The following is a 22,799-nucleotide window of genomic DNA, read 5'->3' as shown; positions in this document are numbered from 1 at the left end:
CTGCGTAAAGGTTGGGCGTACGCTCGGGCATATGCGTAGTGCGGTTTCCTTAGGCGGGGCCCGGAAAGGGTCCGGGACGGGATGGGGGTCCCGTGGTGCCGGAAAGGGTGAAGGGCGCGATGGGGGCGGAGCGGACCATGAGTGAGGGCACGGCTTCCCTGCCCTGGATCGTCATACGGCAGGACGACAACGGCAATCGCTACCGCGTCGGCCGGTACGCGACCCACGCCGAGGCGCAGAAGATCGCCGACAGCTTCCAGGACCGCGGGCACAGGCAGCTCTACATGGTCGAGCGGCTCGGGCAGAACGGGGAGAACGGGGCGGGCGGCCGCGACTGACCGGCGCCGCCGTGCCCCGCGGAGCCTCACGTAGGCTCCGCTCCATGACGCCCATGACGGAACGGACCGTGGTGGTCGGCGCCGCCCTGCTCGACGGCGGCCGCCTGCTCGCCGCGCGCCGCAGCGCGCCCGCCGATCTGGCCGGACGCTGGGAGCTGCCCGGCGGCAAGGTCGAGCCGGGGGAGCGGCCCGAGGACGCCCTGGTGCGCGAACTGCGCGAGGAACTCGGCGTGGACGCCGAGACCGTGGCGCGCGTGCCCGGCGAATGGCCCCTGCGCGAGCCGTACGTCCTGTGGGTGTGGACCGCCCGGCTGTGCCCCGGCTCTCCCGCGCCCCGGCCCCTCCAGGACCATGACGAGCTGCGTTGGCTGACCCCGGCCCGGCTGTGGGGCGTGCCGTGGCTGGAACAGGACGTACCGGCGGTGCGGGAGGTCGAGCAGCGGATGACGGCGGAGGCGCACTGAGGCGGACCCCGCCCCGCGCTTTCCGGCGGAGCCCCACTGAGACGGACTCCCGCCCCGCGCTCTCCGGCGGTCGTCCGGACCGAGTACGCCGTTCGACCACACTTCGGCGGTCCGGACGGTACCGGCCATCGCTTATCGGGTATGTGCCCATTAACCCCACGAAACCGGACAGCTCGCGGCCTGGGAAGTGATCGGCGTGATCGACACCGATGGCGACTGTGCCGAGTGGACCTTTCCCGCGGAACCGGGCGCCGTGCGCAGCGCCCGGACCGCGGTCCGCGGCCAGTTGCACGGCTGGGACCTCGACTGCGTCGCCGACCTCGCCGCGCTGCTGGTGAGCGAGCTGGTCACCAACTCGCTGCGGCACGCCACCGGACCGATCGGCGTACGGCTCGTACGGCCGGTCGGCGCCGACGACTCCCTGCTGGTCGAGGTCTCCGACCCGCTCCCCGACCCGCCACGCGAGCGCGTCGCCCGGCCCGAGGACGAGAGCGGGCGCGGACTCCAGTTGCTCGCCGGGTCCTCGCGCCGCTGGGGCACCCGGCCCGGCACGAGCGGAAAGACCGTCTGGTTCGAACTCGCCGTGCCGCAATGACACCACCGGGGGCGCACCGGGGTGGCGCGGGGGTGTCCGGGGTGAGGCAGGGGCGCCCGTGGGGGCGGAGGGGGGTGTACATCGACCGCCGCCCGGTCCACCGTGTGACCCCGGCTCGCGGACGGCCCCGGAGTAGGGGGTTCGAGGCCGTGTTCCCTGGTTAGAAGAGTGGAAGTGTGGTCACGGAGCGGTCCGAAAAACGTCTGGACCGAGCTGTGATCGTGAACACCGTGTCGCGCGGCGCCGTAGTGCTGGATACTGCGGGCAGCCGCCCCCGGTGACCGGTGCCGGGTGCGGTGAGCTGGAGGGGACGGTTCGCGTGAGCGAGATACCAGCGAAGGCCACGGAGTCCGAGGACCCGTCGGACGGCGCGAGGGAGCAGACCGCCGCGGGTGCGGCGGCGACCGGTGGCGCCCTGTGGCAGAGCAGTCCGCCCGGCTCCATGTACGACTACATAAAGGTGGCCTCCTTCTCCATCGGCCCCGACGGCCTGGTGGACCAGTGGAGCCTGCGGGCCGAGCAGCTTTTCGGCATTCCGGCCGCGCGCGCCGTCGGCATGGACCCCATCGAGGCGTTCATCGACCCCGACCTGCGCGAGCACGGCCATCGCAAGATGGCGGAGATCCTCGACGGGCGCGAGTGGACCGGTGTCGTGCCCTTCCGGATGCCGGACCCGCCGGAGGGCGGGCGCGGCGCGGACGGCCTGGCCGAGGTCTACGTGATGCCGACCCGCACCGCGGAGGGCGAGAAGGCGGCCGTCTGCATCGTCGTCGACGTCCGTACGTTGCGCAGGATCGAGACCGATCTCGCCGCCTCCCAGGCGATATTCGGACAATCCCCCTTCGGTTTCCTGCTGCTCGACTTCGACCTGCGGGTGCGCCGCGTCAACCAGCGGTTCGCCAACGTCTTCGGCGGCACCCCGGACGACCACCGGGGCAAGGGCGTGTTCGACTATCTGCCGCGCGCCGAGGCCGAGCGGGTCTCGGCGACGCTGCGGCGGGTCCTGGAGAGCGGCGACCCGGTCACCGACATGCACGTCACCGGGCACGTGCCGGGCTCCGAGGAGCGCCGGCACTGGTCCGTCAACCTCTATCGCGTGCACAGCGGCAGCGGCCGGCCCATCGGTGTCGCCTGGCTCGCCACCGATGTCACCTCCCGCCGTGCCGCCGCCCGCGAGGCCGCCGCCGCCCGGCGCAACCTGGCGCTGCTCAACGAGGCGGGAGCGCGGATCGGCAACTCCCTGGACCTGGAGACCACGGCCCGCGAACTCCTCGACGTGGTCGTCCCCGGCTTCTGCGACCTGGCCACCGTCGACCTCTACCAGGGGTTGCTGACCGGCGACGAGACCCCGCCCGGCATGGCGGACGGCAGCGCGGAGCTGCGCCGGGTCGCCATCGCCAGCGCGGTCGCGGACGCGCCCGCCGGACGCGCTAGCGAGACCGTCAAGGTCGGCGCCGTACACCACTTCCCCTTCACCTCCCCCTGCGCGGACGCCCTGCGCACCGCGCGGCCGCGGGCGGTGCCGGCGGAGGAGGGCAGCCTCGTGCAGTCCACGCTCGCCGTGCCGATGGTCGCGCACGACACGGTGGTGGGGCTCGTGCGGTTCTCGCGGACCAAGGGCAGCGAGCCGTTCGGCGACCGGGACCGGGACCTCGCGGTGGAACTGGCGGCGCGCGCCGCGGTCTGCATCGACAACGCGCGGCTGTACCGCCGGGAGCACGAGCGGGCGCTGATCCTCCAGCGCTCGCTGCTGCCGCCCGGCGACCCCGAGGCGTCCGGGCTGGACATCGCCTGCCGCTATCTGCCCGGCAACGCGGCGACCGAGGTCGGCGGCGACTGGTTCGACGTCATCGAACTGCCGGGCCACCGCACCGCGTTGGTGGTGGGCGACGTGATGGGCCGCGGGCTGCGGGCGGCGGTCGCGATGGGCGAACTGCGCACGGCCGTACGGACACTGGCGCTGCTCGACCTCGAACCGGCCGAGGTGCTTTCCGCGTTGGACGAGATCGCGCGCGGGCTGGGCACGCCGGGAGGTGTGCAGCAGGCGACGCGTACGGCGCGGCAGCCCAGGGACGCCGATCTGTCGGAGGTGTACCTCGCGACCTGCGTGTACGCCGTCTACGACTCGGTGACCCGGCGATGTACGTTCGCCAACGCCGGCCATCTGCCGCCGGTGCTGGTCGAACCCGGCGAGCCCGCGCTGATGCTGGACGTGCCGCCCGGAATGCCGCTCGGGGTGGGCGGCGAGCCCTTCGAGGAGGTGGAGGTCGAACTCCCCGAGGGCGCGCTGCTCGCGCTGTACACGGACGGTCTGGTGGAGTCCCGTGACCATCCGCTGGACGAGGGGCTGCACGCGTTCGTCGGCGCGCTCACCGATCCGGCGCGGCCACTGGAGGACGTGTGTGACCACGTGCTCAACACCCTCGACACGCACCACGGCGAGGACGACATCGCGCTGCTGATGGCCCGCGTACAGGGGCTGCCGGCCGGCTCCGTCGGCGACTGGACGCTGCCGCGGGAGCCGCGCAGTGTCGGCCGGGCGCGGGAGCACGCCCGCGCGCAACTCCTCGGCTGGGGTCTGGAGGCGCTGGTCGACACGACGGAGCTGCTGGTCAGCGAGCTGGTCACCAACGCGCTGCGGTACGGCGAGGGGGAGATCAGGCTACGGCTGCTGCTGGACCGCACGCTGGTGTGCGAGGTGTGGGACGGCGGGCTCGTCCAGCCCCGGCGCCGGCGGGCCCGCGACACCGACGAGGGCGGGCGGGGGCTGCAACTGGTGCAGTTGCTCAGCGCGGCATGGGGCTCCCGGCGCACGCCCCGCGGGAAGACGGTGTGGTTCGAACTGCCGCTGCCGGGCGCGGACGCCCCCCTCACGGACCCGGCGGAGGCACTGCTGAGCCTGTTCTGACGGCCCCTTCCGCCCGGATACCGCGCCTGGGCGCCGAGGCAGCTCCGGCGTATCGCGCTACGCCCGCGTCCCGCTATGGCGCCGCCCCCGTGTCGCCGGGCCCCCGAACGCGGCCGGTGGGCCCCCGTCGGGGTCCTCGGCGAGGAGGATGCCGCCGAGGACGGCGCCGGGCAGGCCGGTCGTGCCGGAGTCGGCGTAGGGGGTGCCATGCGCGCGGACATCGCGTTCGGCGAGGTCACGGGCCTCGCGGGCGGCGGTGTCGGCCGCGAAGGCGGTGCTGGTGCCCATGGTCAGGGTGCGGGCCGCCTCCGACAGGAGGGCGCGGGCCGGAGCGCCCACGGCGCCGCGGTGCACCGTGACGAAGTCGTCGGCCGCGTCCAGCGAGGCGTGCGCGACAAGGAGCGCCGCCGTGTCGAGGACGCCGGAGCGGCCCGCGTCGAGTCGGTCGGCGGCGCGGGTGATCCGGCGCAGCGCGTCCAGCGGGTCGTACGGGAGGGCGCCGGTCAACTCCTCCCGTACGGCGGCCAGTACGCCGTCCGCGTGGGCCAGCCGGGCGTTCAGCTCGCCGGTCGCCAGGGCGGTGCGGGAACGTCCCCGCCGGGCCGCCGCCAGCTCCGCCTCCGCGCCGGTCAGGGCCCCCGGTACCAGCGCCGCGGCCTCCCGCAGCCGGGCGGCGAGCCGCTCCACGCCGCTCACCAGGGTCTCGGCCTGGGCCACGGCACCCTCGGCGGCGCGCAGATTCCGGGCAGCGTGGTCCCCGTCGGCGGCTTCGACGCACCGGCGGGCCTCGTTGAGGCGGGCGGTGGCGAACAGCAGGCGGTCTTCGGCCTGTTCGACCGATCCGGCGACCGGGTCGGTGGCCGAGGACGCGTACCGCTCCCGCAGCGCCGCCAGGGTGGCGTGGGCGGCCACCGCCCGCGCCGCCAGCCCCCGGAACCTGCCCTCCGCCACGTCCAGCGCCGCGCCGGCCCCCGGTCCCTCCAGCCCCCGCAACTGATCCAGGGCCGCGGCCTCGGCGTCCAGCCGCCGCCCGGCCTCCGCGCACCGCCCGGTCACCCCGGCCAACGCCTGCCGCCGTGCCCCCGCCTCCGCGGGCAGCCCCTGCTCATACCTCCGCCACATCGCGAACGCCGCCACCAGCTCGGCCTCCGCCGCACGCAGGGCACGTACGCAGGCCGCGATCCCGCTTTCCGCTCCGCCCCCGGATATCCCCCGCCCCAGACCATCGGCCGCCTCCGCCCGTACTCGCCGGAAACGCCCGCTCACGGCCTCCACCTCAGCCCCGAACCGAGCCCGCCCATCCGCCACGGCGGGCACCCGCGCCTCCGGGGGCACCTCGCCGCCGCAGCCTTCTGCCACGGCCTTCACTCCGGGCCCGGCCTCCGCCCCGGCTCCCGCCGGCGCCTCCCGCACTCCCGTCCCGCCGCCCTCCCCCGCCCCGAACCTCTCCTGCACGAAGCCGAGTTCCTCCCGGCTGGTCCGTACGCAGTCGTCGGCCAGTACCAGCGCGATCCGGGCCTGGCGCTCGGCGTCGGCGAGGGTGGGCGGTGCCGGACGGGCCGCCGGCGTCCCCGGCGTCGTACGGGTCCGGGCGCGGCGGACGCGGCGCAGGTAGCCGTAGGCCGCCAGTACCGCAGCCGCGGCCACGGCGATGAGGGGGAGCACGTAATCCGCCGTGGACGTGCCGCCCCGCGCCGGTGCCGCCGCGTCGGCAGGCGTTCCGGCGGTGGCGGGAACGGGCGGGCTCGTGGCGACCGTCAGCAACGGCAGCATCAGCCACCCGGCCCCCAGCAGGGCACCCAGCACGGCATGCGTCACCCGCACCCGTATGTGCGCCTTGGCACACCGGGGGCGGCCCCGGAACAGGGAGGACGTCACATTTCGGAGCGTATGGGGGAGTGGACCGCACCGCGAGCGGGGCTGATACGGGTGGGGGACCAGGCGGACAGGGGGACGGGATGGACGCGGAGCCCGCCCCCGGCGGGCGAGCACGTCAACCGCGGTGGCCGGCCGGCCCCGGTCGCGTACGACCGGTCGATCGCGCGCACCGCCATCGCCACGGCCTGCCGGTCCGTCGAGTCCTCCGCGAACTGCGACACCGTCACGAAAACAGATTATGAGGGAGCGTCAGCTGCGCGCGCGGGAGGTGACGGCGATCACTCCATGGGGAATTGTTGGCCAATGATTGACCTTTCGTTGTAGGTTCTCGGTATGCCCGTCCGGCCGGCTGACCACCGGCGAAACGGATGGCGCTCAGGGGGTAGTGGTCTCGCACTCGGCGTCCGCTTCGATCTGTTGGGTCGGGGTGTCGTCCGGTGATTCCGTCGACGGCGGAAGAGTGCGCACCGCGGTATTCGACAGGCTGCCCTCTGTGGTGAACGACCATCGATACCGTGGAGGATCCCTCTATGCGCAGGCTGCTTGCCGTCCCCCCGCTCATCACCACCGCTGTCGCGGCCGTGTTCTCCCTGGGGGTCGCCGCTCCCGCCGAGGCCGCGAGCGGATGGACCGCACACGTGCAGTGCACCAAGATGCGCATCTCCGACAACAGTGCCCACGGATTCGTGCAGGGGCATGGCCGGGCGAAGACCCAGCCGGACGCGTGGAAGGCGGCCATCAAGAACGCCAACGACCAGATGCGCGAAGGCTATCGTGCGAAGCACTGCACGAAGAAGGAGATCACGAGGGGCTGACGGGCATGAGAACGCGCACCCTTGTTTTCGGGCTGTACGCGGACGAGTGCGGGCTGACCTGGGCCAGGAACCTGGTCAGGGACGCCGTGGCGGCCCGCGGCGCCCGGCTCGTCGAGGAAAACGTCGCCCACACCGTTTTCGGCAGCGAATTGACGACCGCCGATGTCTACGGCTTCCTGGCCGAGCAGTGGGCCGTCGAACACCCCGGCCAGAGCAGCGGGGAGCGCGTGCCCGTGGAACTGTCCGTACGCGTGGTGTGTTCCCTGCGCACCTGGCGGGCGATCCGTAAGGCAGTGATCAGGGCCTTGTGCCCCGAGGGTCCAGAGCCGCACGCCTGCCGCGTTCCGTGGATCGCCGCCTGAGGCGGCCCTGAGCTGCATTTACGTCGCTCAGTCGTTTCATCCGAGCCAGAATTTTCCAGAATCCCCTCGCGTACCAGGGTGGGAATCGGCGAGCCGGCATGTCCGTCCCGTGTCCGACAGGACGGTCCGCCCTTTTCGCATCGGCCCGGCTCGGCCACACGTCGACCGACAGCGACATTTCCCCGTCCGCGGAAATCCGGAAAGCCGGGAAGCGGATCGAGCATGTCTGCGGTACGCCCCGAGGTCGGCAGTCCATCAGGATCACGAAGTGAAAGTGAGTCGATCATGACGATGAAGAACGGGCTCAAGGCCGTCGTCGCGGCCGGTGCCCTGCTCGCTGCCGCCGCCGCTCCCGCGCTGGCCGTGTCGGAGGACGCCGGCGGCGGCAGATGGAGTCACGACGTCGGCGCCAACTACGTGTACTCCAACTACTTCCACAAGAAGAACTGGCACGCCTCCTCGGTGGAGGGCAAGTACTGGGCCAAGAGCGGCTGCACCAAGGAGAACGTGTGGTCCAAGGCGTCGGCCGAGAAGGCGAACACCATCAGCCACGCCTACTACGACCCCGCCTGCTGAGGCCACGTGCCCGCGGCTGACACAGCCCTGAGTCGCTGACCGGCGCCTCTCCGGCTGCAGAGGGATCCGCCCCTGTAGCCGGAGGCGCCGGGGTTCCCCTCCCCCCGACACGCGCGCTCGCCGAGTGCCCGGACCTAGGTAGTCGATGCTCCACCGAGGTATCAGATTCGTCCATGTCGCCGTGCTGGTCTTTTCAGCGATGCTCGCCTTCCTGTTCGTGCGGGGGCTGGACGAGCAGCTGGTGCTGGGCAGTTCGGCACAGGTCTGGGTGTCCAAGTCCGCCGACTCGGTGAACGGTGCGCAGGTCACACGTGCCGTCGCTCGGTTCGCCGAGGAGCACCGGGTCACGGTGGCGCGTGAACTGCCCGACCTGAAGAGCCCCGACCGGCTGCGGCACCTGTACCTGACCAGCGGCGACCCGAAGTCCGAAGCCGCCTCGTGGCTGACCGGCGGATACCCCGGCTTCAGCAACTACGCCGACACCGAGGTGCACCCACTGGCCGAGATCGGGCAGCGGGACCCCCGCGGCTTCTACTACGTCTTCGGCGCGCCCGGCGCCGCGGACACGCTGACGGCCGAACTCGCCCGTCTCGGCCTGACCGCGAGCGTGCAGCACCCGCTCGCGTCCGGCGACCTGGCCGCCTCCTTCATGGACGGCGACCTCTTCTGGTCCTTCGGCGTGGTCGCGCTCGCCGCCGTGACGATGACGGGCGCGAGTGTGCTGCTCAGCGCGCGGACCTACGGGGTACTGCGCCTGCACGGCAGGTCGTTCACCGGCGTCCTCCTGCGCGACCTCGGACAGCTGGCGGGATTCTGGCCGGTCGCGGCCGGTGCCGTCACGGCGGGGGTGCTGGCCTTCCTGGGTCTCTACAACGGCTTCGCCTGGCTGGGCCTCTTCGCCGCCGTGGCCGCGTGCCTCGCCGGCCTGCTGGTCCTGCTCGTGCTGGCCACCCATGCCGCCGTGCTCGCCCTGACGTTCAACGTCGACGTACTGCGCGCCCTCAAAGGCGAGTTGCCCGCCAGGACGGCCTTCCTCGCCACGTACCTGGTGCGCGTCCCCGCGGTGCTGCTCGCCCTGGGGTTCGCCATGGACGTCACCCTGGCGGGACAACACGTGCTGGCCCGCCAGCACAACCAGGACGTGTACGCCAAGGCCGGCGACGCCGTCACCATCCGCCTCAACGGCAGCTGGGGCGGTGACACGGACGCCGTGGTGACGCACGTCGGCCGATGGCTGCGCAGGTCCGACGCGGCGGGCGAGATCATCGTCGCCGGCCGGCGCGATCTGCGGAGCGTCTCCGCCGACTCGCACCTCCCCGAGGGGGAGATGCTCATCGTCAACGAGACCTTCCTCGCCGAACAGCCGGTCCTCGACCCGGACGGACGGCGGTACACCCCGGTGCCGCACGACGGGAAGGCCCCGGAGGACCGGGCGGTGCGGCTGATCGTTCCGCAGTCCCTGGCGTCGTACACAGCGGACATCAGGGCCACGGTCCCCGACGTGTTCGGCCGGCTGGATCCGGCACTGCGCCGGCGGGTCGAGGTCGAGACGCTGCGGGCCAGGAGCGGACAGCGGATCTTCGCCTACAACTCGGGCAACCTCAGCCCGAACATGGCGTACAGCCCGGACGACGACCGGTCGCTGGTGCGCGACCCGGTCCTCGTCGTGGTGCCCGACGGCTCGAGGATCCTCACCGACGACGCGTACACCACGTTCGCGACGCAGGACGGGATCGTCTTCCCCGACCCCGGGGACGCCCTGCGTGCGATGGCGGCTCACGACGGCGAACTGCAGACCTACGTGGCGGCCGTGAACCCGGTGGGGCAGAAAGCCGCCGCGCTGCTGCGCGACGCCCGCAACGCGTTCCGGCTGCAACTCTTCGACCTCGTCGCGGCGGTGGGCGTCCTCCTCGTCACCGGACTCGGTGTCTGCGTCATCCACGCGCGCAAGAACGCGGACGCGATATTCGCGCAGCACATCAACGGCTGGCGCTTCACCTCCGTCCACCGCGGCATTCTGGCCGTCGAGGGCCTCCTCGCGGTCTTCCTGGCCTGGTGGGTGCCCATCCGGGCCTGGCAGCAGAACCAGGAGCTGAAGGACATCACCTCCCAGGGCATGCCCGCCCCCTACCCCCCTGTCCATGTCACAGCACTGGACCTCGCCACCATCGCCGCACTGGTCGCCGTCGAATTCTGCGCCGTTCTCCTCGCTCTCCGGGCGTTTCACCGGCGCATCGTCAAGGAGGGGGTGGCCGGCGCGTGAGTACCGCACCGAGCCCCTTCCCTCCGCCCAGCAGGAGCACTCCCGTGATCGAGATCGTCAAGCTGTCGAAGACCTTCGGCACCCGGACCCTGTGGTCCGACGTCACCCGCTCCGTCGGCCGTGGCGAGATGGTCGCCCTTGCAGGCCCCAGCGGTTCGGGGAAGTCCACCCTCCTCAACTGCATCGGCTTGCTCGACAGGCCGAGTTCGGGGCGGATCCTGTACGAGGGGAAGGACATCACCGGGTTCGGTCCGCGGGAGAGCCGGCTGTTCCGCCGTGACGTCCTGGGATACCTCTTCCAGAACTACGCACTGATCGAGAACGCCGATGTGGCGGCGAACCTGAAGGTCGCGGCCGCACCACGGCGGTCCCTGCGCGACCGGAGCGACGCCGCTGTCGCCGAGGCCCTCGGCCGCGTCGGCCTGGCCGGGCGGGAGACCGAGAAGGTCCACCGCCTCAGCGGCGGCGAACAGCAGCGGGTGGCGCTCGCCCGGCTCCTCGTCAAACAGCCGGGCCTCATCCTCGCCGACGAGCCGACCGGTGCCCTCGACCACGCCAACGCCACGGTGGTCGTCGACATCCTCCGGGAGATGAGCGAGGCCGGCTGCGCGGTGGTCATAGCCACCCACGACGACCGCGTCCGCGACCGGTGCGACTCCGTGCTCACCCTCCATGACGAGGCCCTGGCCGCCTAGATGAACAGTCATGTCACCGTCGCCCGCCTCCGCATACCCCTCTGGCTGGTCCCGTTGCCGTGGACCGTCGCACTGGGGCTGTGGGGCCTGTCCCGGCAGCACAGCGTCTGGCGGGACGAGGCCGCCACCTGGCAGGTGGCCCTGCGGTCCGTCCCCGACATCTGGCACATGCTGGGACGGGTCGACGCCGTGCACGGGCTGTACTACCTGCTGATGCACGGGCTGTTCACCTGCTTCGGAGCAAGCACCACCACCCTGCGGCTCCCCTCGGTCCTGGCCATGGCGGTGGCCGCCATGTGCGTGGCGGCCATCGGGCAACGCCTGGCGGGGGCGTGGGCCGGCCTCGGGGGAGGGCTGGCCCTCGGGCTGCTGCCGGCCGTGCAGTTCTACCTCCAGGAGGGGCGTCCGTACGCTCTGGTGGCGGCCGCAGCCGGCGTCTCGACGCTGCTGCTGGTGACCGCGTTCGGCGAGCGCCGCGCAACGGGCCGCTGGCTGGCGTACTCGGGCACGGTCCTGCTGTGCGCGCTGCTGAACTGGCTGTCCCTGCTGATCCTGCCCGCGCACCTGGCGACCCTCGTGTGGGCCGGGGCCGGACGCAGGACCCTCGGGCGCTGGGCGGTGGCCGCGGCGGCGGCAGCCACCGCCGCCTCGCCGTTGATCCTCTTCAGCCGGAGCCAGTCCGACCAGGTCTCCTGGATACCCCCGCTCACGTGGCACATGCTGATCGGCCCGGCGGTCCTGCTGGCGATCGGCGGACTCTGCGCACTGCTGGACGGACCGGATGCGGGCCGGCTGTCGGTGACGGCCGTCGGGCTGCCGCTGCTGGCGGTGCCCCAACTCGCCCTCGTCGCGATCTCCGTCGTCAAACCGATGTTCGTGGACCGCTACGTGCTCTTCACGATGCTGGGCCTGGCCCTGCTGATCGGTGCTGCGCTGGCCAGGGCTGTGCGTGCGGCCGCGGTCCGGTCCCCCCGTAAGTCACGGTGGCTCGTCCCGCTGGCGCTCGTGGTGGCGGTGGCGGCGCTGATGCCGCAGTCCCTGGCCAAGCGGTCCCCCGGTAGCCGGGTCGACGACGTGCTGTCGGTGGCCGGTGAGGTACGGCAGTTGAAGAAACCCGGCGACGGGGTCCTCTTCATCCCGGCGGCCCGGCGCGACACCGCGCTGGTCTCCCCCCGTGACTTCGCCGGGCTGCGGGATCTCGCGCTCGCCGAGAGCCCCGTGGAGTCCGGGACGCTCAAGGGCGAGGAGGCCGGTCCGCGACGGATACGCGCCGCGATGCTGGCTCACCGGCGCATACTCCTCGTCACCGATGCGTCCCGCGTGTCCCGGCCGGTCTCCGCGGAGCGGGACCGGACCAAAGCCGCCGTGCTGGCGGCCCGCTTCACGGTCGTGGCGGACATACAGGTCCGGGGCCGGCGGGTCACGCTGTACCAGCGTCTCCCGTGACACCGGAGGGGGCCGGGCGGGGAGCGAGGCACCGGCTGACACCCGGCGATACCGATGCGGCGGGGCAGAAGGCGCTCCCGCCGGATCTGTCCAAGTGCGGGCCCGGCTCGGGGACGTGCTCGCGACCGAAAGGCCCACGGCATGCGCCTGGACCGCCCGGCGACCCGGACCGCGATCCTCGCCTCCACGCGGCGGATCCTCGCCGCCGGCTTCCAGGGCGCCCGCTTCGACCTGGAACCCCTGCACTCCGGTGACCCCCACCAGATCGACCCTTTCCCGCGCTTCCACTCCTTCTGGGGCGCGACCACCGGCCATCCCGGCTGGTGGTCGCGGGCGTACTCTCCGGGCAGGCGGCCCGCCGGGCGGGCCAGGCCGCCGCTCCTACGGCGCCGACGTCCACCTCCTGATCTTCGAGCCCAGCCACACCACCGGGTCGTACGCGCGGTCCGCCACCCGTTCCTTCAGCGGGATCAGCGCGTTGTCCGTGATCCGGATGCCCTCCGGGCAGACCTCGGTGCAGCACTTGGTGATGTTGCAGTGGCCGAGGCCGTGTTCGCGGGCGGTGCGCCGGCGGTCCAGCCCGGCGGGCCCGGCCGCGTCCAGCGGGTGCATGTCGAGTTCCGCGATCCGCATCAGGAAGCGCGGGCCCGCGAACGCCCGCTTGTTCTCCTCGTGGTCGCGCACCACATGGCAGGTGTCCTGGCACAGGAAGCACTCGATGCACTTGCGGAACTCCTGCGAGCGGTCCACGTCCTGCTGGAGCATCCGGTACTCGCCGGGTGCCGATTCCGCGGGCGGTACGAAGGCCGGGATCTCCCGCGCCTTCTCGTAGTTGAAGCTCACGTCCGTGACCAGGTCGCGGATCACCGGGAAGGCGCGCAGCGGGGTGATCGTGACCGGCCGTGCGCGGTCGAGGACCGACATCCGGGTCATGCACAGCAGCCGGGGGCGCCCGTTGATCTCCGCCGAGCACGAACCGCACTTGCCCGCCTTGCAGTTCCAGCGCACCGCCAGGTCCGGTGCCTGGGTCGCCTGGAGCCGGTGGACGATGTCGAGGACCACCTCGCCCTCGTTCACCTCGACCGTGAAGTCCCGCAGCCCGCCGCCCCGTTCGTCGCCCCGCCACACCCTGAAGCGCGCCTCGTAGCCGCTCACGCGGACAGCCCCCCTTCCAGCTCCTCGTCGGTGAGGTACTTGGCCAGCTCCTCCTTCTCGAACAGCGCGAGCAGATCCGGGCGGATTGGAGGAGTGGTCTCGCGGATCAGCCGGATCCGGCCGTCAGACGAATCGGTGAGCGTGCAGAGCAGGTTGACGTTGCGCCACGTGCGCTCCATCGCCGGGCAGTCCTCCCGCGTATGGCCGCCGCGCGACTCGGTACGCTCCCGCGCCGCCCGTGCCACGCACTCGCCGACCAGCAGCATGTTCCGCAGATCCAGGGCGAGGTGCCAGCCGGGATTGAACTGCCGGTGGCCCTCGACACCGGCCCGGCCCGCGCGCTCGCGCAACTCCGCGAGCCTGCTCAGGGCCTGCTCCATCTCGTCCGCCCGGCGGATGATGCCGACCAGGTCGTTCATGGTCTGCTGGAGTTCCTGGTGCAGGGTGTACGGGTTCTCCGGGCCGGCCCCGGCTGCTCCGCCGCCCCCGTCCGCTCCGCCGCCCCCATCCGCCCCACCGGCCCCGCCCCCGGTCCCGAGGGAGAACGGGCGCAGCGCCTCCGCCGAGGCCGCGCCCACCTGCTCGTCGTTTACACGGGGACGCTCCCGCGCGAGCGACCGCGCGTACTCGGCCGCGTGCCACCCCGCGCGCCGCCCGAACACCAGCAGGTCGGACAGCGAGTTGCCGCCGAGCCGGTTGGAGCCGTGCATGCCGCCCGCCACCTCCCCGGCCGCGTACAGCCCCGGCACCCCGCAGGCCGCCGCCGAGTCGGAGTCCACGGCGACACCGCCCATCACGTAGTGGCAGGTCGGCCCGACCTCCATCGGCCCGGCCGTGATGTCGACATCCGCCAGCTCCTTGAACTGGTGGTACATCGAGGGCAGCCGGCGCCGGATCACCTCCGCCGGCATCCGTGTGGAGACGTCCAGGAAGACACCGCCGTGCGGGGAGCCGCGGCCCGCCTTCACCTCGGCGTTGATGGCGCGGGCGACCTCGTCGCGGGGGAGCAGCTCGGGCGGGCGGCGGTGGTGCTCGGGGTCGTCGTACCAGCCGTCGGCCTCCCGCTCCGACTCGGCGTACTTCTCCCTGAACACGTCCGGCACGTAGTCGAACATGAACCGCCTGCCCGCCGCGTTGCGCAGCACCCCGCCGTCGCCGCGCACCGACTCCGTGACGAGGATGCCCTTGACCGACGGCGGCCAGACCATGCCCGTCGGATGGAACTGCACGAACTCCATGTTCACCAGCGGCGCCCCGGCGAGCAGTGCCAGCGCGTGCCCGTCGCCGGTGTACTCCCAGGAGTTCGACGTCACCTTGAAGGACTTGCCGATGCCGCCGGTCGCGAGGACCACCGCGGGCGCCCGGAGGACGAAGAAGCGGCCGGTGTCACGGTCGTACGCGAAGACCCCCGAGACGCGCGAGCCGTCCTTCAGCACCCGCGTGACCGTGCACTCCTGGTAGACCCGCAGGCCCGACTCGTAGTCCCCGGTGCGCGCGTGGTCCTCCTGCTGCAGCGCGACGATCCGCTGCTGGAGGGTGCGGATCAGCTCCAGGCCGGTGCGGTCGCCGACGTGGGCGAGGCGCGGGTACTCGTGGCCGCCGAAGTTGCGCTGGGAGATCCGGCCGTCCTCCGTGCGGTCGAACAGCGCGCCCCAGCTCTCCAGTTCCCACACCCGCTGCGGGGCCTCCCGCGCGTGCAGCTCGGCCATCCGCCACTGGTTGAGGAACTTGCCGCCGCGCAGGGTGTCGCGGAAGTGCGTCTGCCAGGTGTCGTGCCCGTTGGCGTTGGCCAGCGCCGCCGCGATGCCGCCCTCGGCCATGACCGTGTGCGCCTTGCCGAACAGGGACTTGCAGATCACCGCCGTACGGGCGCCCCGCTCGCGCGCCTCGATCGCGGCCCGCAGCCCGGCGCCCCCGGCCCCGACCACGACGACGTCCCACTCCTGGCGGTCCACCGCGGGCATCAGAAGAACCTCGGATCGTCGAAGACACCGGACGCGAGCAGGTACACGTAGAGGTCGGCGACCGCCACCCCGAGCAGCGAGGCCCACGCCAGTTGCGCGTGCCGGGCGTTGAGCCGGCTCACGAGCCCCCAGGCCCGGTAGCGCACCGGATGCCGGGAGAAGTGCTTGAGCCGGCCGCCGACGATGTGCCGGCAGGAGTGGCAGGAGAGGGTGTACGACCAGATCAGCGCGATGTTGACCAGGAAGACCAGGGTGCCGAGGCCCATGTGGCCCCACCGGTGGTGCGCGTCGCGGAAGGCCAGGGCGGTGTCGTAGGTCAGCACCCCGGCGACGAGCAGGGCCGCGTAGAAGAAGTAGCGGTGGAGGTTCTGGAGGACCAGCGGGAAGCGGGTCTCGCCGGTGTACCTCCGGTGCGGCTCGGCCACCGCGCAGGCGGGCGGGGCGGCCCAGAAGCCGCGGTAGTAGGCCTTGCGGTAGTAGTAGCAGGTCAGCCGGAAGCCCAGCGGGAAGACCAGGATGATGACGGCGGGCGAGAGGCCCCACCAGCCGCCGAAGAGGTCCGCGTTCGGACCGCCGGGCATGGACCGGCAGTCGTGCGCCAGGCAGGGGGAGTAGAACGGCGAGACGTACGGCGACGCGTAGTAGTCCGCGTCGGCGAAGGCCCGCCAGGTCGAGTAGGCGACGAAGGCCAGCAGGCCGGCCGCGGTGCCGGCGGGCGCCAGCCACCAGCGGTCGGTCCGTAAGTGGGCGGCGGCGATCGCGGCGCGTCCGGGGGCGCGCACCCCGCCCTCGTGCCGGTCCTCGTGTCGGTGTTCCGTGCCAGTGGCCAAGACAGCACTCCGCTCGGCTCGGGGAACAGGGGCGGATCAGGGGGCGTGCCGGTCACGGGCGCCCAGGCCCTCGTCGTCCGAGTCCGTCCACAGGCTGATGTCGTACGGCGTGTCGGAGATGGTGACGAGGTCGGGCCGGGCGGCGGACCCCTGGGCGGCGGCCGCCTCGCGCAGCAGCGCCACGCTCTCGCGCAGATGAGCGGCGTCCAGCCGGGCCCGGCGGATCTCCGGGCCCCCGCCGAGCTGCCGCTCCAGCCGGTCCAGCGACCGCCGCAGGTCGTCGAGGCTGCGCTGGACCGTGGTCAGGTCGTCGTGCACGGACATGATGGGCCCTCACTTCCGCGGTGCTGCGGTACCGGGCGGCCTTGCTCATGCGCCTGAGAGTGTCGCGCGTCACGCCGGGCGCTGTGAAGGCGTCTGCACGGATCGGACCGGCGCCCGGCGCTCGTCCCGGTGTGTTTGCGCCGCACGGGTGGGCTTGCCGTCCGCCGCCGCCGTGTCGCTCGTGGTCGGCGGAGCGTTTCCTCTTCAGTAGCCGCATCGATCTGATCAGCTCCAAATACCGCCAAACGTGATCATAACGCTCGCGGCTTCCCGGAGGTAGCAGAGATGTCCCACCACGGCGTCGGCCTGCGCGCGGCCCTGCGCTCGGCCGCCTTCCTCACCGCGGGTGCGCTCGCGGTTCCGCTGCTCGCGGCCTGCGGCTCGGACGAGGACGTGGCCAAGCCGCTCGCCGCGCAGGACATCGATCTGGTCGCCCGCAGCCAGGTGGCCGACGGCGGCACCCTGCGCTGGGCCGTGGACGACCTCCCGGAGACGCTGAACACCTACCAGGCCGACGCCGACACCGGCACCACCCGCGTCGCCCAGGCCACGCTGCCCTCCATGTTCCGGATGGACGCCACCGGCCGGCCGGTCGCCAACCCCGCCTACCTGGAGTCCGCCAAGGTCATCGAGACCGAGCCGCGCCAGGTGGTGCTGTACAAGCTGAACCAGCAGGCCGTGTGGAGCGACGGCCGGGAGATCGGCGCCGCCGACTTCGTCGCCCAGTGGCGCGCCCTGTCCGGGAAGGACAGCGCCTACTGGACCGCGCGCAACGCCGGGTACGACCGCATCGAGAAGATCGAGCGCGGCGCCAACGACCTCCAGGTCCGGGTCACCTTCTCCCGCCCCTACGCCGACTGGAAGTCGCTGTTCTCGCCGCTGTACCCGAAGGACGTCATGGGCACCCCGGACGCCTTCAACGACGGCGCCCGCCGCAAGCTGGCCATCAGCGCGGGCCCCTTCAAGGTGGACAAGGTCGACACCATCGCCCAGGACATCGTGCTGACCCGCAACCCCCACTGGTGGGGCAGGCCCGCCAAGCTGAACCGGATCGTGCTGCACACCGTGCCCCGCGACAAGCGGGTCGGCGCGCTCGCCGACGGCACCGCGGACCTCGCCGACCTCGACCCGGCCGACGCCCAGCGGATCGGGCTCGCCGCGAGCGGCAAGGGCGGCTCCTCCCCGCTCAGGGGTGGCGGGAAGACGTCGCTCGCGACGCTGCGCTCCTGGGCGCGCGCCCACGGGCTGGACTCCGCCGACGTCAGGGCGGGCCGCACCGGGCTGGCCCGCGCCATCTCCGAGTACCTCGACCAGCAGCAGGCCCTCAGGGCCTACGGCGTGCGCAAGTCCCTGGAGCCCGCCTACACCCAGCTCGCCCTCAACGGCGCCTCCGGACCGCTCACCGACGAGCGGGTCCGCCGGGCCATCGCGCGCGCCCTGGACCGCAAGGAGATCGCCCGCCTGGTGCTGACCCCGCTGGGGCTGCCCGCCGTACCCGTCGGCAGCCATCTCGCGCTGTCCGGGCAGCCCGCCTACGCCGACGACAGCGGGGCGCTCGGCGCGCAGGACACCAAGGCGGCGCAGGCGCTGCTCGCGGACGCCGGCTGGGTGCCCGGCGGCCCGGTCAAGGAGGAGAAGAAGGGGCAGAAGGCGGCCGGGCCCGAGAGCGGCCAGGAGGAGAAGTCGGACGGCGGCCACGACGGCGAGTACATCGTCGGCGAGGACAACAAGGGCGACGCCGGCGGCAAGCACCTCGTTCAGGAGGGCCGGCACGGGGGAGCGGCGGGCGCGTACGCCCCCAAGGGCACGGCGGCGCCGGCCGCCGGGGCGCGGACCGGGCCGCTGGCCAAGAACGGCAAGGCGCTCACGCTGCGCTTCGTGCTGCCCTCCGGGCCCGGCTCGGACACGCTGAACACCGTGGCCAACCGGATCTCCGCGATGCTGGACCGGCTCGGCATCGTCACCACGATCACCAAGGTGTCCGACGAGAGCTACTTCAAGGACCACATCGCCGCCGGCGACTTCGATCTCGCGCTGTATTCCTGGCCGTCCTCCGCCTTCCCCGCGACGGACGCCCGGCCGATCTACGCCAAGCCGCTGCCGGGCGCCGACGGCTCGGTGAACGTCGAGCAGAACTACACCCGCGTCGGCACCGACCAGGTCGACCAGCTTTTCGAGCAGGCGGCCACGACGCTGGACGAGGACGAGGCGAAGTCCCTGATCAGGCAGGCCGACAGCCGCATCTGGGCCACCGCAGGCTCGATCCCGCTCTACCAGCGCCCGCAGCTGGTGGGGGCGCGCAAGGACCTGGTCAACGCGGGGGCGTTCGGCTTCCAGACACCGGTGTACGAGGACATGGGATTCCTCAAGAAGGGGGCCAGGATCTCACCGAGCCCGTCGCGCGGCTGAGGGGTCCCGGAGCCCCTGCGGAGGCCGACCCGGCCGGGGCCACGTACCATGGGGTGAGGCCGTGGCGTGTCAAGCCCGGCAGGCCCGCGTCACGGACGTACGCAGCAGGGCCTTCTCACCACTTCGGGAGTACGCCGCACTATGGCCACGCGCCACGACATCCGCAACGTCGCCATCGTCGCCCACGTCGACCACGGCAAGACCACCATCGTCGACGGCATGCTGAAGCAGGCCGGCGCGTTCGCCGCCCACCAGCTCGACCAGGTCGACGACCGGGTCATGGACTCGAACGACCTGGAGCGTGAGAAGGGCATCACGATCCTCGCCAAGAACACGGCGGTGAAGTACCACCCCAAGGACGGCGGGGAGGTCATCACCATCAACATCATCGACACCCCCGGCCACGCCGACTTCGGCGGCGAGGTCGAGCGCGGTCTGTCGATGGTGGACGGCGTGGTGCTGCTGGTGGACGCCTCCGAGGGCCCCCTCCCGCAGACCCGCTTCGTGCTGCGCAAGGCGCTCCAGCAGCGGCTGCCCGTCATCCTGTGCATCAACAAGACGGACCGCCCGGACGCCCGCATCGACGAGGTCGTCAACGAGACGTACGACCTCTTCCTCGACCTGGACGCAGACGAGGAGCAGATCGAGTTCCCGATCGTCTACGCCTGCGGCCGTGACGGCGTCGCCTCGCTGACCAAGCCGGAGGACGGCACCGTCCCCGCCGACAGCGACAGCCTGGAGCCGTTCTTCTCCACGATCCTGGAGCACATCCCGGCCCCGACGTACGAGGAGGACGCGCCGCTCCAGGCCCACGTCACCAACCTCGACGCCGACAACTTCCTCGGCCGTATCGCGCTGCTCCGCGTCGAGCAGGGCGAGCTGCGCAAGGGCCAGACCGTGGCCTGGATCAAGCGCGACGGCACCATCAGCAACGTGCGCATCTCCGAGCTGATGATGACCGAGGCGCTCACCCGCAAGCCCGCCGAGGTGGCCGGCCCCGGTGACATCTGCGCCGTCGCCGGCATCCCGGACATCATGATCGGCGAGACCCTGGCCGACCCGGAGAACCCGGTCGCGCTGCCGCTGATCACGGTGGACGAGCCGGCCATCTCCATGGTCATCGGCACCAACACCTCCCCGCTGGTCGGCCGCGGCGGCACCGGCAAGGGCGCCGACGCGAAGGCGGCTGTCAAGGACCGCAAGGTCACCGCCCGCCAGGTCAAGGACCGCCTGGACCGCGAGCTGATCGGCAACGTCTCGCTGCGCGTCCTGGACACCGAGCGTCCCGACGCCTGGGAGGTGCAGGGCCGCGGTGAGCTGGCGCTCGCCATCCTGGTCGAGCAGATGCGCCGCGAGGGCTACGAGCTGACCGTCGGCAAGCCCCAGGTCGTCACCAAGGAGGTCGACGGCAAGGTCTACGAGCCGGTCGAGCGCATGACCATCGACGTGCCCGAGGAGCACATGGGCGCCGTCACCCAGCTCATGGGCGTCCGCAAGGGCCGCATGGACAACATGTCGAACCACGGCTCCGGCTGGGTGCGCATGGAGTTCGTGGTGCCCTCGCGCGGTCTGATCGGCTTCCGTACCGAGTTCCTGACCCAGACCCGCGGCACCGGCATCGGCCACTCCATCCACGAGGGCCACGAGCCCTGGTTCGGCACCCTGACGACCCGTAACAACGGCTCGCTGGTCGCCGACCGCGCCGGTGCCGTCACCGCGTTCGCGATGACGAACCTCCAGGAGCGCGGCGTGCTGTTCGTGGAGCCGGGCACCGAGGTGTACGAGGGCATGATCGTCGGCGAGAACTCGCGCGCCGACGACATGGACGTCAACATCACCAAGGAGAAGAAGCTCACCAACATGCGGTCCTCGACGGCCGACGTGGCGGAGTCCATCGTGCCGCCGCGCAAGCTGTCGCTGGAGCAGTCGCTGGAGTTCTGCCGTGACGACGAGTGCGTCGAGGTGACCCCGGAGGCCGTTCGCATCCGCAAGGTGAACCTCGACCAGCGCGAGCGCGCGCGCGCCGCGAGCCGCGCCAAGCACGGCTGATCCAGGGCGGCTTGAACCCGGATCCCCCCTTCGTGGGGGGCTCCGGGTTTTTTGCAACCCGTTTTCCAGTCGCGTATGTCCGACATGCGGAGATCGCTGCCCGATACCCATGTAACACGTCCGTTTCGCGCCTTCTTCGGCCAGACGCTTTGTCCAGATATTGAAAGGTCTGGGCGGCAGCTGTGACTGAATCGAGATCTACGGGCAGTGGTCGGTGCTTCCGCCCATGGCAGATAGTTAGCCGCGTAGCGCTCGGGTCAATGGGTCACGCGCTGTGGGGACAGTCGCGTCGACTCACGAGCACCAAGGGGTGCCTGAGCCCCCGTCAGGGGTGTCGGGGGCAAGGCCGGAACCCTCTCCTGTAGGTGTACGCGTGCAGTCGTGAGGAGGAACACCCATGCGCGGTGTCATAAGCAACAGGCGGATCGGTTCTTCGCTTCCCGTCGTGTGATCAGGCCCTGGAACTACGCGCGTCCGTCTGCCGGTTCGCGCGTCCTCGGAGTACCCGGACACCCTGCACACTCATACCCGTGAAACGGATGAACCGTGACAAGTCCTATCGACATGGGCGGCGGCGGAACCGCAGTCGTCTCCGGCGATCCAGGGCCGGAGACGGCGGGCGAGCCCGCCGTGCCGACGGGCCGGTCCCCCGGCCGGCTGATGTGGACGCGCTTCAAGCGTGACCGCACCGGCGTGATCTCGGCCTACGTGGTGGGCTTCTTCTTCCTGATCGGCCTGCTCGCCCCGCTGATATCCAAGGTGTACGGCAAGAACCCGTACACGGTCTACGCGGACGATCGCCCGGATCTCTTCGACAGCGCCGGTGTGCCGGTGCATCCCAACGGCGGCATCAGCGGCCAGTTCTGGTTCGGGCTCGAACCCGGCAACGGCTACGACGTCTTCACCAAGCTCATCTACGGCATCCGCACCTCGCTGATGATCTCGGTCGCCGTCACCCTCGCGGTCGTCGTCACCGGCATCCTGCTCGGGGTGGTGGCCGGCTACGTCGGCGGCAAGACCGACTACCTCCTCGGCCGGGTCATCGACTTCCTGCTCGCCTTCCCCGCGCAGCTGTTCTTCATCGCGAGCATGCCGGTCGTGGTCTCCCTGTTCGTCAGCCCCCGCGACGAGACGCCGACCTACGTCCGGGTGGTCGCGCTGATCATCGTCCAGTGGTTCCTGGGCTGGATGGGCCTCGGCCGCATCCTGCGCGGCACCGCACTCGCCCTGCGCGAGCGGGAGTTCATCGAGGCGGCCAAGGTCAGCGGGGCCTCGCCGTGGCGGATCATCCGCAAGGAGATCCTGCCGAACATCGTCACCCCGCTGCTGGTGCAGTCGACGTATCTGCTGCCCAACTTCGTGACCGCCGAGGCGGGTCTGTCCTACCTGGGCGTGGGCATCGTCGAACCCACGCCGGACTGGGGGCAGATGTTCGCCAAGGCGTCCACGGAACTGGTGATGCAGAACGACATCACCTACATGTTCTTCCCGGGCATCTCGATGATCATCTTCGTGGTCGCGTTCAACCTGCTCGGCGACTCGGTCCGCGACGCGTTCGACCCCAAGACCGCGCGCTGACCCGCGCACCGCGGCGGCCGGCGGGAGACGGGCCCGTCCGGCGACTCCTTGGCACAGCACGGCACTTCAGCACTCCTCGCACCACACCAGAGTCCTTTTCATGCCGGTGACGGATGAAACGCACCGGTGACATACAGATGGGTGGGAATT

General features: G+C 71.7%; 18 protein-coding genes. 13 read left to right on the top strand and 5 right to left on the bottom strand.

The genetic code is table 11. The features are described 5' to 3' along the window. Positions 1 to 137: 137 nt before the first annotated feature. The 4 genes from ACE4Q9_RS12025 (at position 138) to ACE4Q9_RS12010 (ending at position 4,305) form a co-directional block, all read left to right on the top strand. Positions 138 to 338 (top strand): SPOR domain-containing protein, encoded by a 201-nt coding sequence (locus ACE4Q9_RS12025; RefSeq protein ID WP_397984236.1) that lies wholly within the window; start codon positions 138 to 140, stop codon positions 336 to 338. Between the two features lie 53 nt (positions 339 to 391). Beyond that, positions 392 to 802, top strand: a complete 411-nt coding sequence (locus tag ACE4Q9_RS12020) for a (deoxy)nucleoside triphosphate pyrophosphohydrolase (RefSeq protein ID WP_397987188.1) — start codon at positions 392 to 394, stop codon at positions 800 to 802. Between the two features lie 187 nt (positions 803 to 989). Then, entirely contained in the window at positions 990 to 1,397 is a 408-nt protein-coding gene (locus tag ACE4Q9_RS12015; RefSeq protein ID WP_397984235.1) for an ATP-binding protein, read from the top strand. Between the two features lie 319 nt (positions 1,398 to 1,716). After that, positions 1,717 to 4,305: a SpoIIE family protein phosphatase gene (locus ACE4Q9_RS12010; protein WP_397984234.1), complete on the top strand. Its 2,589-nt coding sequence runs from the start codon at positions 1,717 to 1,719 to the stop codon at positions 4,303 to 4,305. Positions 4,306 to 4,362: 57 nt separating this feature from the next. On the opposite strand, the gene ACE4Q9_RS12005 is transcribed toward ACE4Q9_RS12010, so the two are convergent. Then, the gene (locus tag ACE4Q9_RS12005; RefSeq protein ID WP_397984233.1) at positions 4,363 to 6,183 is read right to left on the bottom strand and encodes a hypothetical protein; all 1,821 of its coding nucleotides are present in this window, start codon (positions 6,181 to 6,183) and stop codon (positions 4,363 to 4,365) included. A gap of 530 nt (positions 6,184 to 6,713) precedes the next feature. Here ACE4Q9_RS12005 and ACE4Q9_RS12000 point away from each other — a divergent pair. From ACE4Q9_RS12000 to ACE4Q9_RS11975, 6 genes are all read left to right on the top strand, one after another. Then, positions 6,714 to 6,998, top strand: a complete 285-nt coding sequence (locus ACE4Q9_RS12000) for a hypothetical protein (protein WP_397984232.1) — start codon at positions 6,714 to 6,716, stop codon at positions 6,996 to 6,998. 5 nt (positions 6,999 to 7,003) lie between these two features. Then, positions 7,004 to 7,360: a hypothetical protein gene (locus ACE4Q9_RS11995; protein WP_397984231.1), complete on the top strand. Its 357-nt coding sequence runs from the start codon at positions 7,004 to 7,006 to the stop codon at positions 7,358 to 7,360. Between the two features lie 285 nt (positions 7,361 to 7,645). Then, the gene (locus ACE4Q9_RS11990) at positions 7,646 to 7,936 is read left to right on the top strand and encodes a lactococcin 972 family bacteriocin (protein ID WP_397984230.1); all 291 of its coding nucleotides are present in this window, start codon (positions 7,646 to 7,648) and stop codon (positions 7,934 to 7,936) included. A 181-nt stretch (positions 7,937 to 8,117) separates the two neighbouring features. Then, positions 8,118 to 10,199: a hypothetical protein gene (locus ACE4Q9_RS11985; RefSeq protein WP_397984229.1), complete on the top strand. Its 2,082-nt coding sequence runs from the start codon at positions 8,118 to 8,120 to the stop codon at positions 10,197 to 10,199. A 44-nt stretch (positions 10,200 to 10,243) separates the two neighbouring features. After that, entirely contained in the window at positions 10,244 to 10,894 is a 651-nt protein-coding gene (locus tag ACE4Q9_RS11980; RefSeq protein WP_397984228.1) for an ABC transporter ATP-binding protein, read from the top strand. After that, entirely contained in the window at positions 10,895 to 12,340 is a 1,446-nt protein-coding gene (locus tag ACE4Q9_RS11975; RefSeq protein WP_397984227.1) for a hypothetical protein, read from the top strand. A gap of 381 nt (positions 12,341 to 12,721) precedes the next feature. Here the strand turns inward: ACE4Q9_RS11975 and ACE4Q9_RS11970 are convergent, their stop codons facing one another. Genes ACE4Q9_RS11970 through ACE4Q9_RS11955 form a run of 4 tightly spaced genes read right to left on the bottom strand, consistent with a single transcriptional unit; the run spans position 12,722 to position 16,613 of the window. Continuing rightward, complete coding sequence (locus tag ACE4Q9_RS11970) at positions 12,722 to 13,495, bottom strand: succinate dehydrogenase/fumarate reductase iron-sulfur subunit (protein WP_397984226.1); 774 nt, start codon at positions 13,493 to 13,495, stop codon at positions 12,722 to 12,724. Next, the gene (locus ACE4Q9_RS11965; RefSeq protein ID WP_397984225.1) at positions 13,492 to 15,459 is read right to left on the bottom strand and encodes a fumarate reductase/succinate dehydrogenase flavoprotein subunit; all 1,968 of its coding nucleotides are present in this window, start codon (positions 15,457 to 15,459) and stop codon (positions 13,492 to 13,494) included. The genes ACE4Q9_RS11970 and ACE4Q9_RS11965 overlap by 4 nt, the downstream gene beginning before the upstream one ends. Beyond that, a complete protein-coding gene (locus ACE4Q9_RS11960; protein ID WP_397984224.1) occupies positions 15,459 to 16,289 on the bottom strand; it encodes a hypothetical protein in 831 nt (276 codons plus the stop codon). Before ACE4Q9_RS11960 ends, ACE4Q9_RS11965 begins: the two co-directional genes overlap by 1 nt. Positions 16,290 to 16,325: 36 nt before the next feature. Continuing rightward, the gene (locus tag ACE4Q9_RS11955; protein WP_397984223.1) at positions 16,326 to 16,613 is read right to left on the bottom strand and encodes a hypothetical protein; all 288 of its coding nucleotides are present in this window, start codon (positions 16,611 to 16,613) and stop codon (positions 16,326 to 16,328) included. 285 nt (positions 16,614 to 16,898) lie between these two features. Here ACE4Q9_RS11955 and ACE4Q9_RS11950 point away from each other — a divergent pair, with 285 nt between their 5' ends. The 3 genes from ACE4Q9_RS11950 (at position 16,899) to ACE4Q9_RS11940 (ending at position 22,649) form a co-directional block, all read left to right on the top strand. After that, positions 16,899 to 19,022 (top strand): ABC transporter family substrate-binding protein, encoded by a 2,124-nt coding sequence (locus ACE4Q9_RS11950; protein WP_397984222.1) that lies wholly within the window; start codon positions 16,899 to 16,901, stop codon positions 19,020 to 19,022. 141 nt (positions 19,023 to 19,163) lie between these two features. Next, a complete protein-coding gene (typA, locus tag ACE4Q9_RS11945) occupies positions 19,164 to 21,071 on the top strand; it encodes a translational GTPase TypA (protein WP_397984221.1) in 1,908 nt (635 codons plus the stop codon). A gap of 546 nt (positions 21,072 to 21,617) precedes the next feature. Next, positions 21,618 to 22,649 carry an ABC transporter permease gene (locus tag ACE4Q9_RS11940; protein ID WP_397984220.1) on the top strand — a complete coding sequence of 344 codons (1,032 nt, stop codon included), beginning with the start codon at positions 21,618 to 21,620 and terminating at the stop codon, positions 22,647 to 22,649. Positions 22,650 to 22,799: the final 150 nt, after the last annotated feature.

This window comes from Streptomyces sp. AM6-12 (assembly GCF_044327085.1).
GTDB lineage: Bacteria > Actinomycetota > Actinomycetes > Streptomycetales > Streptomycetaceae > Streptomyces.
This window is presented reverse-complemented; position numbering and strand designations above follow the sequence as displayed.

Excerpts from the sequence above, each read along its gene's own strand:
- ACE4Q9_RS12000 (WP_397984232.1), top strand. The coding sequence starts at position 6,714 with ATGCGCAGGCTGCTTGCCGTCCCCCCGCTCATCACCACCGCTGTCGCG.
- ACE4Q9_RS11995 (WP_397984231.1), top strand. The coding sequence starts at position 7,004 with ATGAGAACGCGCACCCTTGTTTTCGGGCTGTACGCGGACGAGTGCGGG.
- ACE4Q9_RS11965 (WP_397984225.1), bottom strand. The coding sequence starts at position 15,459 with ATGCCCGCGGTGGACCGCCAGGAGTGGGACGTCGTCGTGGTCGGGGCC.
- ACE4Q9_RS11975 (WP_397984227.1), top strand. The coding sequence starts at position 10,895 with ATGAACAGTCATGTCACCGTCGCCCGCCTCCGCATACCCCTCTGGCTG.
- ACE4Q9_RS11990 (WP_397984230.1), top strand. The coding sequence starts at position 7,646 with ATGACGATGAAGAACGGGCTCAAGGCCGTCGTCGCGGCCGGTGCCCTG.
- ACE4Q9_RS11950 (WP_397984222.1), top strand. The coding sequence starts at position 16,899 with ATGTCCCACCACGGCGTCGGCCTGCGCGCGGCCCTGCGCTCGGCCGCC.
- ACE4Q9_RS12020 (WP_397987188.1), top strand. The coding sequence starts at position 392 with ATGACGGAACGGACCGTGGTGGTCGGCGCCGCCCTGCTCGACGGCGGC.
- typA (WP_397984221.1), top strand. The coding sequence starts at position 19,164 with ATGGCCACGCGCCACGACATCCGCAACGTCGCCATCGTCGCCCACGTC.
- ACE4Q9_RS12025 (WP_397984236.1), top strand. The coding sequence starts at position 138 with ATGAGTGAGGGCACGGCTTCCCTGCCCTGGATCGTCATACGGCAGGAC.
- ACE4Q9_RS11955 (WP_397984223.1), bottom strand. The coding sequence starts at position 16,613 with ATGTCCGTGCACGACGACCTGACCACGGTCCAGCGCAGCCTCGACGAC.